This is a genomic window from Streptomyces aureoversilis (genome assembly GCF_042657885.1).
In the GTDB taxonomy this organism is placed as follows: Bacteria; Actinomycetota; Actinomycetes; order Streptomycetales; family Streptomycetaceae; genus Streptomyces; species Streptomyces aureoversilis.
This window is the reverse complement of the sequence record NZ_JBHSKJ010000016.1, coordinates 1-12684: the sequence shown is the minus strand read 5'-3', so window position 1 is coordinate 12684 and position 12684 is coordinate 1. Positions and strand designations below refer to the sequence as shown.

Here is a 12684-nt window from a genome sequence, read left to right as displayed (position 1 = left end):
TGCCGGCGGGCGTACGGCCCGCCGGTCCTGTCCGGTCGACCCTGTCCGGTCAGTCCTGCCCGTAGCGGGGGTCGACCGACTCCGGGGCGAGCCCGAGGAGTTCGGCGACCTGCTCGACGACGACCTCGTGCACCAGCAGGGCGCGCTCGTCGCGGTTCTTGGTGCGGATCTCCACCGGGCGGCGGTAGACCACGATCCGGTCGGGGGAGTCGCCGCGGGCGGCCACGTAGCGGCCGAGGGGGACGGATTCGCCGTCGAAGTCGAAGGCGTCCAGGCCGTCGGGGTCGCTCATGGCGCTCCCCGCGTCACTCCTGGTGACCGGTACCTCGCGGACCACGAAGTCGACGGAGGCGAGCTGCGGCCAGCGGCGCTCCAGCCGCTCGGCGGAGTCGTGCACCATGTCGACGAACGCCTCGCCGCGGCTGACCGACAGCGGCACTTGGGGCGGTGCGATCGGCCCGCGCATGCCGCGTCCGTGTCGGTCGCGGTGGCGCGGGCGCGGCCCGGCGTGGCTCGGGGGACCCCCGGTGGTGGCAGGGGGAGGTACGCGGTTGTCCATCACTCTTGAGGGTATCCGTCGGCCGCCCCGTCGTACGCGGCTGTCGCGTATCCCGGGAATGTCGCCTGATGAACATTCCGGCCAGACCTGTGATCAATTATGGTCGGGTACCGGACCGTCCGGTCTGTTCGGGAGGGTCCGGAGCAGGGGCGCCGGTGGCCGGTCGACGGCCTGGTGAGACCCTGTTCACAGCCCTCCGCGCAGGTCAGCGCGGTGGGGAGAAGCAGGCGTCCACGGGACGAACCAGGACGACACGGAGGGGTGAGCCGGGGGTGAGTCGTCGCGGCCCGCTCAAGAGTGCGGTACCGTCCAACGTCGTGAGCCCTGTACGTCGCTGTTCGCGCACCGCGTGCGGCCGCCCGGCCGTCGCGACGCTGACGTACGTCTATGCCGATTCGACCGCCGTCCTCGGACCGCTCGCCACCTACGCCGAACCCCACTGCTACGACCTGTGCGCCGAGCACTCCGAGCGGCTGACCGCTCCGCGCGGCTGGGATGTCGTGCGCCTCGCCCTGGACAGCGGCCCCGCCCGCCCCAGCGGCGACGACCTCGAAGCACTCGCCAACGCCGTGCGCGAAGCGGCCCGCCCGCAGGAGCGCGCCGTCCAGCCGGGCCCGCCGCCCAGCACCGGCGGCCGCGACGCCGATCCCATGGAGGTCGCCCGCCGAGGCCACCTCAGGGTCCTCCGCTCGCCCGACAACTGACGGGGTCACGGCCTGCCCTTCGACCGGGGCTCGAGCGGCCCGCGTCCGGACCGTCGGTCGCTCCCGGTAGGTTTGTCCCCCCGTACCGGACCCAGGAAGGCGTTGGCTGTGGCTGATCTGTCGCAGATCGTGAAGGCATACGACGTACGCGGTGTGGTCCCGGATCAGTGGGACGAAGCACTGGCGGAGCTCTTCGGCGCCGCTTTCGCCCAAGTGACGGGCGCGTCCGCGGTCGTCGTCGGGCACGACATGCGGCCCTCGTCGCCCGGCCTCTCGCGGGCCTTCGCCCGCGGCGCCGCCGCCCGCGGCGTGGACGTGACCGAGATCGGCCTGTGCTCCACCGACGAGCTGTACTTCGCCAGCGGCCACCTCGGCCTGCCGGGTGCGATGTTCACGGCCAGTCACAACCCCGCGCAGTACAACGGCATCAAGATGTGCCGGGCCGGCGCGGCACCCGTCGGGCAGGACACCGGCCTCGCCGAGATCCGCTCCCTGGTCGAGGGCTGGCTCGAGAACGGCGCCCCCGAGCCCGTGCAGACCCCCGGCACCCTCACCGCGCAGGACGTCCTCGCGGACTACGCGGCCCACCTGCGCTCCCTGGTCGACCTCAGCGGCATCCGCGAGCTGAAGGTCGTCGTCGACGCCGGCAACGGCATGGGCGGGCACACCGTGCCCACCGTCTTCGAGGGCCTGCCCCTCGAGCTCGACGCCATGTACTTCGAGCTCGACGGCACCTTCCCCAACCACGAGGCCAACCCCCTCGACCCGAAGAACATCGTCGACCTGCAGCAGCGCGTCCGCGAGGTCGGCGCCGACATCGGCCTGGCCTTCGACGGCGACGCCGACCGCTGCTTCGTCGTCGACGGCAACGGCGACCCCGTCTCCCCCTCCGCGATCACCGCCCTGGTCGCGGCGCGCGAGCTCGCCAAGCACCCCGGCGGCACCGTCATCCACAACCTGATCACCTCGTGGTCGGTGCCCGAGGTCGTCAAGGAGTGCGGCGGCAAGCCCGTGCGCACCCGCGTGGGGCACTCCTTCATCAAGGAGGAGATGGCCCGCAGCGGCGCCATCTTCGGCGGCGAGCACTCCGCGCACTACTACTTCCGCGACTTCTGGAACGCCGACACGGGCATGCTCGCCGCCATGCACGTCCTCGCCGCCCTCGGCGGCCAGAGCGGCCCGCTGTCCGAGCTGGTCGCCGAGTACGACCGCTACGCCGGCTCCGGCGAGATCAACAGCACCGTCGCCGACCAGGCCGGGCGCACGGCGGCCGTCCGCGCCGCGTACGAGAACGTGCCCGGCGTGGAGTTCGACGAGCTCGACGGCCTCACCGTGGCGGCCTCCGACTGGTGGTTCAACCTCCGCGCCTCCAACACGGAGCCCCTCCTCCGCCTGAACGTCGAGGCCCGCGACGCGGAGACGGTGTCCCGCATCCGGGACGAGGTCCTGGCGATCGTCCGCGCGTAGGACGCGCGCCGGGTGCCGGCACGGCGGACGCGGTCCCCATGCCGAACCGGCCCGGCGCCCGCCCCGCCGGCGAGGCCTCGGCCCCTGAATCCGCCGCGACGGCGAACAGCCCGACTCGACCGATCCGGCGGTGCCGTTCCGGCTTGGGCCGGTGGGGCACCGCCGGGCTGCACGGCTGTGGCGGATCGCCGTTGCGGCGGGAGGAAGCCGCCGGGGCCCGGGACGTCGGATGAGGCCTCAGCCTCTGAACCTGCCGCGGCGGCGAGCAGCCCGATTCGACCGATCCGGCGGTGCCGTTCCGGCTTGGGCCGGTCGGGCACCGCTGGGCTGCATGGCTGTGGCGGATCGCCGTTGCGGAGGAAGGAAGCTGCCGGTGCCGGCACGTCGGAGGAGGCCGCCGGGGCCCGGGACGTTGGACGAGGCCTCAGCCTCTGAATCCGCCGCGACGGCGAGTACGCGAACCCGGCCGTCCCGGCGGTGCCGCACCGGCCGCACCGGCGAACCCGGCACGGCACAGCGCCACAGCGAACCGGCACAGCGCCGTAGCGAACCCGCATGCCGCGCTTCCCCCGGCGGGGCGCGAAGGTACCCTGGCCGGACAGAGACGTACATCCGAAGGGAACCCCTCATGCCGCTCGAAGCCGGTCTCCTGGAGATCCTCGCCTGCCCGGCGTGCCACGCGCCCCTGCGCGACGAGTCCGCCTCCGAGGAGTCCCCCGAGCTGGTGTGCGAGGGCACGGGCTGCGGCCTGGCCTACCCCGTGCGGGACGGCATCCCCGTCCTGCTCGTGGACGAGGCCCGGCGCCCGGCCTGACGCCGGAGCGCCCCGCCCGACCCCGCCCGGCGGCCCACCGCACCGTAGGCCCGGCCGGGCACCCGCACGGCGTACACGACGGCGACCGGAGGCTGATCCACGGTGTTCGACGAGTCACTCCTCGATGATCCCGACGCCCTGTCCCGCGCCGACATCCACGGCCTCCTGCGCGGCGCCGCAGAATCCGGCGCCCGGGTCCGTACGGCCGCCCGCAACGCCGCGGAAGCCGGCGTCACGGGCCTCCGCCCCGACGGCCGCCCCCGCGCCGTCCTGATCGCGGGGCCGGGCCCCGCGGCCGGCTGCACCGCCGACCTGCTCACCGCCCTCGCGGACGGCAGCGCCCCCGTCACCCTGATCCGCCCCACCGGCGTCGCCCCCGCGCCCGGCGCCCTGCGCTGGACCCTCCCCGGCTGGACCGGCCCGCTCGACCTGCTGCTCGTCGCCAGCCCGGACGGCACGGAGCCCGGCCTCGCCATCCTCCTCGAACAGGCCTACCGCCGCGGCTGCTCCGTCGTCTGCGTCAGCCCGGCCGGTTCCCCCCTCGCCGACGCCACCACGCAGGCCCGCGGCCTGGCGATCCCGCTGACCACCTCGCCGGACGAAGCCCGTACGGGCAGCGAACCGGGCACTCTCCCCGGCGAGGAGGCCCCGGCAGCGGAGCGCCCCGCGCTGCCCCCCGGCCCCGGCCTCCTGTGGTCCCTGCTCACCCCCCTGCTCGTCCTCGCCGACCGCATAGGGCTCCTCGCCGGCGACGCCTCCGAAGTCGAGGCGCTCGCCGACCGCCTGGACCAGGTCGCCGAGCGCTGCGGCCCGGCCATCGCCACCTACAGCAACCCCGCCAAGACCCTGGCGGCCGAGCTGGCCGACACCCTCCCCCTCATCTGGACGGAGGGCGAGCTCGCCGGCGCGGCGGGCCGGCACTTCGCGACGGTCCTCGCCGCCCTCGCCGGGCGCCCGGCCCTCGCCGCCGAGCTGCCCGAGGCCCTGACCGCCCACGGCACCCTCCTCGCGGGGGCCTTCGCCGCCGGTGCGGACCCCGAGGACTTCTTCCGCGACCGCGTCGAGGAGCCCGAGGCCCTGCACGCCCGCGTCGTCCTGCTCCGCGAACGGGAGCCCGACGTCACCTCGCCCGCCCCCGCCGCCCGCGAACTCGCCCTGCAGCGCGAGACGCCCGTCAGCGAGCTGGAGCCCACCGACGCCGACAGTCCCCTGCAGACCGCCGCTGAACTGCTGGCCATCACGGATTTCGCCGCCGTCTACCTGGCCCTCGCCTCGACCCCGTAGACCCGTAGAAACGCCGTACGCACACAGTCAGGAATCGCCCGCATGGACCGCCTCGTCAACACCGTGCGCCCCTACGCCTGGGGCTCCACCACCGCGATCCCCGCGCTGCTGGGCACCGCCCCCACCGGCGAGCCGCAGGCCGAACTGTGGATGGGCGCCCACCCCGGCGCCCCGTCCCGCGTCGACCGGGGCGGCAGCGGAGGAGGCCTGCGCCCCCTCTCCGACGTCATCGCCGCCGACCCCGAGGGCGAGCTCGGCACACGGACCGTCCACCGCTTCGGGCCCCGGCTGCCGTTCCTGTTCAAGGTCCTCGCCGCCGGCTCCCCGCTCTCCCTCCAGGTCCACCCCGGCCTCGCCGAGGCCGCGGCCGGCCACGCCGAGGAGGAGGCCCGGGGCGTCCCCCTCGACGCCCCCCACCGCAACTACAAGGACACCGACCACAAGCCCGAACTCCTCTGCGCCCTCACCCCCTTCGAGGGACTGTGCGGCTTCCGCGCGCCCGGCGAGACGGCCGGCCTCCTCGCCGCGCTCGACGTCGACTCCCTCAAGCCGTACGCCGACCTCCTGCACGCCCAGCCCGAGGAGGACGCCCTGCGCGAGGTGCTCACCGCCGTCCTCACCGCGGACCACGGCGAGATGGCCCGCACCGTCACCGAGGCGGCCGCCGCGGCCGAGCGGCTCTCAGCGCAGGACGGGCCGTACCAAGACGCCTGCACCGCCTACGTCTCGCTCGCCCGGCACTACCCCGGCGACCCCGGCGTCATCGCCGCCATGCTTCTCAACCACGTGCGCCTGCAGCCCGGCGAAGCCCTCTACCTGGGCGCCGGCGTCCCGCACGCCTACCTCGACGGCCTCGGCGTCGAAATCATGGCCAACTCGGACAACGTGCTGCGCTGCGGGCTGACGCCCAAGCACGTCGACGTCCCCGAACTGCTGCGCGTCGTCCGCTTCGAGAGCACCGCCGCCGCCGTCCTGCGCCCCGAGGCCGACGCCGGGGGCGAGGAGGTCTACGGCACCCCCGTCGAGGAGTTCCGCCTCTCCCGCTTCGACCTCGCCCCCGGAGCCACGACCATGCTGCCCGCCGGAACGCCCCAGATCCTCCTGTGCACCTCGGGCACCGCCGTCCTGCGCACGCCGGACGACGGGCAGGAGCTGCGGCTCCGCCAGGGCGAATCCGCGTTCGTACGGGCGGCCGAGAGCGTCGTGCTCGCCGGTGACGACGCCAGGGTCTTCCGCGCCACGGTCGCCGTCTGACGCCCCTTCCGCCCGGCGGCTGCAACAATGGCCCGCCGTAAAGGAACCGCAAAGCCCGGCGGTCCAGGGCTGGATCAGGGCGGAAGGGATAACCCGCACATATGAGTGCATCAGGCGGAACCAAGGCCATCGTCGCCGCGCTCGGCGCCAACCTGGCCATCGCCGTGGCGAAGTTCGTCGCGTTCGCGTTCAGCGGCTCGTCGTCGATGCTCGCCGAAGGAGTGCACTCGGTCGCCGACTCCGGCAACCAGGCACTGCTCCTCCTCGGCGGCAAGAAGGCCAAGCGCGCGGCCAGCGAGGAGCACCCCTTCGGCTACGGCCGCGAGCGCTACATCTACGGCTTCCTCGTCTCGATCGTCCTGTTCACCATCGGTGGCGTCTTCGCGCTCTACGAGGGCTACGAGAAGATCAAGGAACCGCACGAGATCGAGCACTGGTACTGGCCGGTCGGCGTCCTCGTCTTCGCGATCATCGCGGAGAGCTTCTCCTTCCGCACGGCGATCAAGGAGTCCAACGAGCTGCGCGGCGAGCAGTCCTGGGGCCAGTTCATCCGCACCGCCAAGGCCCCCGAGCTGCCCGTCGTCCTCCTCGAGGACTTCGGCGCCCTCGTCGGTCTCGTCCTCGCCCTCGGCGGCGTCTGCATCTCCATCGTCACGGGCGACGGCGTCTGGGACGGCATCGGCACCCTGTGCATCGGCGCCCTGCTGGTGCTGATCGCCATCGTCCTCGCCTCGGAGACCAAGTCCCTGCTCCTCGGCGAGGCCGCCGGACCGGAGCAGCTCGCGAAGATCCGCGCCGCGGCCGTCGACGGCGAGACCGTCACCCGCCTCATCCACATGCGCACCCTCCACCTGGGCCCCGAAGAACTCCTCGTCGCGGCCAAGATCGCGGTGCAGCACGACGACACCGCCGTGGAGATCGCCCGTGCGATCGACGCGGCGGAGGCGAGGATCCGCGAGGCCGTCCCGATCGCCCGGGTCATCTACCTGGAGCCGGACGTCTACCGCGAGGAAGCGGCAGCGGCCGGCGCCGACCCGGCAGCAACCCCGGGCGGCCCGTCCCACCACTGAGGAAGAACGACGCGGGGGCGGTGCCCGGCGAAGCGTGCTGCCCTCACAGGCTCACGCCGCCTCAGAGCACGGCCCCCACGCCGAACGCGACGCCCGCCGCCACGGGGGGCGTCGCAGCTCCGGCACCCAACTTCCGCCGCCGCGGCGGACAACCAAGAGCGACCGCCCCGGCGGTGCCGAGCCCGTCCCGGCTTTCGGGGCAAAGCCGGCCCCGGGCGTCGGCCGCGGGCGTTGCACCTCCGGCATCCAATCTCCGCCGCCGCGGCGCTCAGCCAAGAGCGACCGCCCCGGCAGTGCCGAGCTGGGCGAAGCCGGCCCGGGGCGGCCGCCGCGGGCGTCGCAGCTCCGGCAACCAACTTCCGCCGCCGCGGCGCTCAGCCAAAAGCGACCCTCCCGGCGGTGCCGAGCCCGCCGCAGCCCCCAGGGGCGAAGCCCGTCCGGACGGCAGTCACCGATGCTGCCGCCCAAGACAGCGACGGCCGCCGCAACCGACCGTCCCCAGGTGCAAGGCACCTGGGGACCCGGTACCGCTACTGAACCTCCCGCAAGATGCCCGCCAGGGCCCCCGCATCCGCCTCCGCCGAGAGCAACCGCTCCCGGAAGCCCGGGTCCATCAGTTTCCGCGACAGCATCGCCAGGATCCGCAGGTGCTCGTCGCCCGCGGCGGCGCTCGGTACGGCGATCATGAAGATCAGCCGGGCCTTCGTCCCGTCCAGCGCCCCCCACTCGATGCCTTCCGAGCGGGCGAACCCGACCACCGGGGCCGACACCGCGTCCGTCTTCGCGTGTGGGATCGCGATCTCTTCCCCGAGCCCCGTCGTGCCCATCTCCTCCCGCGCGAGCGCCGCCGTGACCAGTCCGTCCACGTCGTCGACGTGCCCGCTCGCGGCCAGCAGCCCGGCCATCTCCCGGATCGCCGCCTCCTTCCCGTGAGCCGCGAGCCGCGGCCGCACGGTCCGTACGGTGAGGTAGCCGGAGAGCGCGGAACCGCCGGGCTCGCCCGACGCCTCCGCCGGGGGAGCCGGGGAAACCGTTCCCCCGGCGGGAGCCGGCCGCGCACCCACGGCCATCAGCGTGACCGTCGTCAGCGCCGTCACCACCGTGCCGACGGCGATCGCGACGAAGAACATCGCCACCCCGTCCACCGCCCCGAGCACCGCCACGATCGGCCCCCCGTGCGGCACGTTGTCCGCCACCGCCGCGAGCCCCGCGACCGCCCCCGCCACCGCCCCGCCGCACATGTTCGCCGGAATGACCCGCGCGGGCCGGGCCGCGGCGAAGGGGATCGCCCCTTCGGTGATGCCGAAGAACCCCATGAACAGTGCTGCCAGCCCGGTCTCCTGCTCCTGCTTGCTGAACAGCCCCCGCCGCAGCAGCGTCGCGAGCCCCTGCCCGAGCGGCGGCACCGGAATGGCCGCGGCGCACATGCCCATGATCTCGGGGTTCTTCGAGACCAGCCCGGCACCGAAGAGGAACGCCGTCTTGTTGACGGGCCCGCCCATGTCGAAGGCGATCATCAGGCCGAGCACGACGCCGAGCAGAGCCGCACTCGTCCCGGTCAGCCCGCCGAGCCAGCTCGTGAGGTGCTCGAAGACCCACGCGATCGGCCGGCCGATGACGTAGACGAAGAACAGGCCGAGCGACGTCGTGGCCACGATCGGGATCACGATGACCGGCATGATCGGCCGGACGAACTCCGGCACCCTGACCTTCTTGATCCACAGCACCAGATAGCCGGCCAGGAACCCCGTGGCGATCGCCCCGATGAACCCCGCCCCCGCCTTGCTGTCGTACAGCTCCCCGTGGCTCGCGATCCAGCCGCCGACCATGCCCGGCACGAGGGCCGGCCGGTCCCCGACGGCATAGGCGATGTAGCCGGAGAGCACGGGGATCATCAGCGCGAAGCCGATGGCACCGATGTCGTTGACCGTCTGCCAGAACGAGCTGTCGAAGACGATCCCCTGAGGGGTGGTCCGCCCGCCCAGGGCGAGCGACACGGAGATCAGCAGGCCGCCGACGACCACGAACGGGATCATGTACGAGACGCCGTTCATCAGCGCCTTGTAGACGGTGCCGCGCTCCCGCCCGCCACCGCCCGCCCCGGCGAACACCCCGTCCCCGGCCCCCGCCCCCGCGCCGCCCCCGGGCTGGACCGGCGCGCTCAGCACGTTCCGGATCAGCCGCTCCGGATGACGGATGCCCTCGGCGACACCGACGGACAGCACCCGCTTCCCCGCGAAGCGGCTCAGGTCGACGTCCTTGTCGGCGGCGACGATGATGCCGTCGGCCTCCCTGATCTCGGCGTCGGAGAGGACGTTCTCGGCCCCGATCGACCCCTGCGTCTCCACCTTCATCCCGTAGCCGAGCTCCTGCGCGGCCTGGGCCAGCTTCTCCGCCGCCATGTACGTGTGCGCGATCCCGGTCGGGCAGGCGGTCACGGCGAGCAGCCTGCGTCCCTCTGGCGCGGTGTCACGCTCGGGCGGATCGGCCGGACTGGTCACGTGGATCTCCTCACAACGGATCGCCCGCGGGGCGTGCCGCGCCCTCGCGCTCTCCGCATCCTGCAACACCTGACCTGCACAGGAAACGAGGCCGTTCCGGTGTCAGCGCGCGCGGGCTTTACGGAATCTGACGTTCCGGCGGATAGGGCGCCGATGGGGGTGGGGTTCGGCGGGCCCCCCGGTGTAGATTCGTGAACGAGCCAGACGTCGCTGCTGATGGCGGTCGGGCGGCCCGCGCGACGGACCGGCCGAGGGAGAGAGGGCCTCCGACGGACTGCGCTGTGGTCGGGGCACCGGTATGTCCAGTGTGTCCAGCTGCTCAGGCAGCGCGACCACATGCACGGCCGTGTCCACCCTCGCTCGCCCTTCACAGAGGAGCAGCCCGTATGACCACCACTTCCTCCGGCCAGGACTTCAAGGTCGCGGATCTTTCGCTGGCGGCCTTCGGCCGTAAGGAGATCACGCTGGCCGAGCACGAGATGCCCGGTCTGATGGCGATCCGCAAGGAGTATGCGGAGGCGCAGCCGCTGGCGGGTGCGCGTATTACCGGTTCGCTGCACATGACGGTGCAGACGGCCGTTCTGATCGAGACCCTCGTGGCGCTGGGTGCGCAGGTGCGCTGGGCGTCCTGCAACATCTTCTCCACGCAGGACCACGCGGCCGCCGCCATCGCGGTCGGCCCGAACGGCACCCCGGAGAACCCGCAGGGTGTGCCGGTCTTCGCCTGGAAGGGCGAGACCCTGGAGGAGTACTGGTGGTGCACGGAGCAGGCTCTGACCTGGCCGAACACCGCCACCGGCGGCCCGAACATGATCCTGGACGACGGCGGCGACGCCACCCTCCTGGTCCACAAGGGCGTCGAGTTCGAGAAGGCGGGCAGCGCTCCGGACCCGTCGACGGCGGACAGCGAGGAGTTCGCCCAGATCCTCACCCTGCTGAACCGCACGCTGGGGGAGAACCCCCAGAAGTGGACCCAGCTGGCGTCGGAGATCCGTGGTGTCACGGAGGAGACGACGACGGGTGTGCACCGTCTGTACGAGATGCAGCGTGACGGCACGCTGCTGTTCCCCGCGATCAATGTGAACGACGCGGTGACGAAGTCGAAGTTCGACAACAAGTACGGCTGCCGTCATTCGCTGATCGACGGGATCAACCGGGCCACGGATGTCCTGATCGGTGGCAAGGTCGCGGTCGTCTGCGGTTACGGCGACGTGGGCAAGGGCTGTGCGGAGTCGCTGCGCGGCCAGGGTGCCCGAGTGATCGTCACCGAGATCGACCCGATCAACGCGCTGCAGGCGGCGATGGACGGCTACCAGGTGACCACCCTGGAGGACGTCGTGGAGACCGCGGACATCTTCGTGACCACGACGGGCAACAAGGACATCATCATGGCCTCGGACATGGCCCGGATGAAGCACCAGGCCATCGTCGGGAACATCGGTCACTTCGACAACGAGATCGACATGGCGGGCCTGGCGAAGATCCCGGGCATCGTGAAGGACGAGGTGAAGCCGCAGGTCCACACGTGGACGTTCGAGGACGGCAAGGTCCTGATCGTGCTGTCGGAGGGTCGTCTGCTGAACCTGGGCAACGCGACGGGCCACCCCTCGTTCGTGATGTCGAATTCGTTCGCGGACCAGACGCTGGCGCAGATCGAGCTGTTCACGAAGCCGGAGTCGTACCCCACGGACGTGTACGTCCTGCCGAAGCTGCTGGATGAGAAGGTCGCGCGGCTGCACCTGGACGCGCTGGGTGTGAAGCTCACCGAGCTCCGCCCGGAGCAGGCGGCCTACATTGGTGTCCCGGTCGAGGGTCCGTACAAGCCGGACCACTACCGCTACTGACACCGGCGCACCACCAGCAGCATCAGCACCACCAAGAGCACCAAAAGCAATCGGTAGCAGGCCCCTGCCGGGAAGGCAGGGGCCTGTCCCTGTTCTGTCGAGGACCCCACCATGCCCCGCGGCCGCTACTCGCTCCACGACCCGCACGACCACACCCCCCTCGGTGAAGAGCACTTCCACTGCGCGACCGGCCCCTCCGGCTGGCGGTACGTCTCGCAGATCACCACCCCCGCCGGCGACCACGCCGGCTCCGTCGACCTCACCCTCGACGACCTGGGCCGGCCGATCCGCGTGCAGCTCCACGCCGGAAGCTGGCAGGTGCGCGGTGCGGCCCTCGACGGAGTGACCTGGGTCCGCACCGACCCGACCGGGGACCACGCCACGGAAGGCAACGTCGCCGAGGCCCGCGCCTTCACCGGCGCGTCCCCCGCCTTCTACGTCGCCCTGTCCCGGGCCCTTCGGCTGACCCCCGGCGCGGGCGCGACGCGCATCCGGCTCGTCGGTTTCACCTCCCCCGTCCTCGCCCCGCGGACCCTCGACCAGTCGTGGGCCCTGGTCGGCAGGACGGCACACGCCACCGACGAGGGCCCGCTCCAGGTGGACGCGTACCAGGTCACCGACCTGGAGACGGGTGAGCAGCACACGGTGAACCTCGCCGGCGACGTCGTCCTGTCGGCACCGGGCATCGAGCTGGAGGACCTGGAGAGCCCGCCGTCGTCCTTCGCCTGATGTGCAGAGGGGCTGGTCAGCCTGGTAGTGTCCTCTTCGCCCCACAAGACCTGTTGACACAGGACGCGTGGGGAGGTAGATTCGAACGGTTGCCGGGGAACTGGACAGGTTCCAACGGAACGGTTAGTCTCTACAGAGCTCTGGTGGTGAACGAGGTTCACCCCGAGCACCTTGATCCCTTATCGGACAGCGAAAAGCCGATTAGCTTCGGCCGGAAAGCGTCTGATAAAGTCGGGATCACCGCCGGAAAGCGAAAGCTGAAAGGCGAAACCCCGCTCCAACAGGGGGCCGGAAACGGAATTCGGACCGACTGCTTCATTGAGAAGCGGAGGGACCGGAAAACGGATCTGGTAAGGTTGGAAACAACGAAGGGAAGCGCCCGGAGGAAAGCCCGAGAGGGTGAGTACAAAGGAAGCGTCCGTTCCTTGAGAACTCAACAGCGTGCCAAAAGTCAACGC

At 72.0% G+C, this 12684-nt stretch carries 11 protein-coding genes; 8 read left to right on the top strand and 3 right to left on the bottom strand.

Features of this window, described 5'->3' with window-relative positions:
• Nucleotides 1-49: 49 nt before the first annotated feature.
• Nucleotides 50-466, bottom strand: coding sequence for a metallopeptidase family protein (locus ACFPP6_RS25635; protein ID WP_382046775.1), 417 nt, complete (start codon nucleotides 464-466; stop codon nucleotides 50-52).
• A 365-nt stretch (nucleotides 467-831) separates the two neighbouring features.
• On the opposite strand from ACFPP6_RS25635, the gene ACFPP6_RS25630 reads away from it, so the two are divergent.
• The 6 genes from ACFPP6_RS25630 to ACFPP6_RS25605 all read left to right on the top strand — a co-directional run bounded on the left by ACFPP6_RS25630 (nucleotide 832) and on the right by ACFPP6_RS25605 (nucleotide 7152).
• Complete coding sequence (locus tag ACFPP6_RS25630) at nucleotides 832-1263, top strand: DUF3499 domain-containing protein (RefSeq protein WP_382046772.1); 432 nt, start codon at nucleotides 832-834, stop codon at nucleotides 1261-1263.
• Nucleotides 1264-1371: 108 nt separating this feature from the next.
• Nucleotides 1372-2730: a phosphomannomutase/phosphoglucomutase gene (locus ACFPP6_RS25625; RefSeq protein ID WP_382046769.1), complete on the top strand. Its 1359-nt coding sequence runs from the start codon at nucleotides 1372-1374 to the stop codon at nucleotides 2728-2730.
• 628 nt (nucleotides 2731-3358) lie between these two features.
• Entirely contained in the window at nucleotides 3359-3544 is a 186-nt protein-coding gene (locus ACFPP6_RS25620) for a Trm112 family protein (RefSeq protein WP_168091692.1), read from the top strand.
• 102 nt (nucleotides 3545-3646) lie between these two features.
• Nucleotides 3647-4828: an SIS domain-containing protein gene (locus ACFPP6_RS25615; protein ID WP_382046765.1), complete on the top strand. Its 1182-nt coding sequence runs from the start codon at nucleotides 3647-3649 to the stop codon at nucleotides 4826-4828.
• Between the two features lie 42 nt (nucleotides 4829-4870).
• The gene (gene manA, locus ACFPP6_RS25610) at nucleotides 4871-6082 is read left to right on the top strand and encodes a mannose-6-phosphate isomerase, class I (RefSeq protein ID WP_382046762.1); all 1212 of its coding nucleotides are present in this window, start codon (nucleotides 4871-4873) and stop codon (nucleotides 6080-6082) included.
• 101 nt (nucleotides 6083-6183) lie between these two features.
• Nucleotides 6184-7152 (top strand): cation diffusion facilitator family transporter, encoded by a 969-nt coding sequence (locus ACFPP6_RS25605; protein ID WP_382046759.1) that lies wholly within the window; start codon nucleotides 6184-6186, stop codon nucleotides 7150-7152.
• A 530-nt stretch (nucleotides 7153-7682) separates the two neighbouring features.
• On the opposite strand, the gene ACFPP6_RS25600 is transcribed toward ACFPP6_RS25605, so the two are convergent.
• Entirely contained in the window at nucleotides 7683-9653 is a 1971-nt protein-coding gene (locus ACFPP6_RS25600; RefSeq protein WP_382046756.1) for a fructose-specific PTS transporter subunit EIIC, read from the bottom strand.
• 386 nt (nucleotides 9654-10039) lie between these two features.
• Between ACFPP6_RS25600 and ahcY the strand changes: the two genes are divergently transcribed.
• Entirely contained in the window at nucleotides 10040-11497 is a 1458-nt protein-coding gene (ahcY, locus tag ACFPP6_RS25595; RefSeq protein WP_382046753.1) for an adenosylhomocysteinase, read from the top strand.
• A 111-nt stretch (nucleotides 11498-11608) separates the two neighbouring features.
• Complete coding sequence (locus ACFPP6_RS25590; RefSeq protein ID WP_382046750.1) at nucleotides 11609-12226, top strand: hypothetical protein; 618 nt, start codon at nucleotides 11609-11611, stop codon at nucleotides 12224-12226.
• Nucleotides 12227-12405: 179 nt separating this feature from the next.
• Here ACFPP6_RS25590 and ACFPP6_RS25585 read toward each other — a convergent pair.
• On the bottom strand, nucleotides 12406-12684 hold a 279-nt coding region (locus ACFPP6_RS25585; protein WP_382046748.1), incomplete at its 5' end, for a hypothetical protein.

What these genes read in the sequence shown, in the direction of transcription:
- ACFPP6_RS25635 (WP_382046775.1), bottom strand. Translation starts at nt 466, where the DNA reads ATGCGCGGGCCGATCGCACCGCCCCAAGTGCCGCTGTCGGTCAGCCGC.
- ACFPP6_RS25620 (WP_168091692.1), top strand. Translation starts at nt 3,359, where the DNA reads ATGCCGCTCGAAGCCGGTCTCCTGGAGATCCTCGCCTGCCCGGCGTGC.
- manA (WP_382046762.1), top strand. Translation starts at nt 4,871, where the DNA reads ATGGACCGCCTCGTCAACACCGTGCGCCCCTACGCCTGGGGCTCCACC.
- ACFPP6_RS25605 (WP_382046759.1), top strand. Translation starts at nt 6,184, where the DNA reads ATGAGTGCATCAGGCGGAACCAAGGCCATCGTCGCCGCGCTCGGCGCC.
- ahcY (WP_382046753.1), top strand. Translation starts at nt 10,040, where the DNA reads ATGACCACCACTTCCTCCGGCCAGGACTTCAAGGTCGCGGATCTTTCG.
- ACFPP6_RS25590 (WP_382046750.1), top strand. Translation starts at nt 11,609, where the DNA reads ATGCCCCGCGGCCGCTACTCGCTCCACGACCCGCACGACCACACCCCC.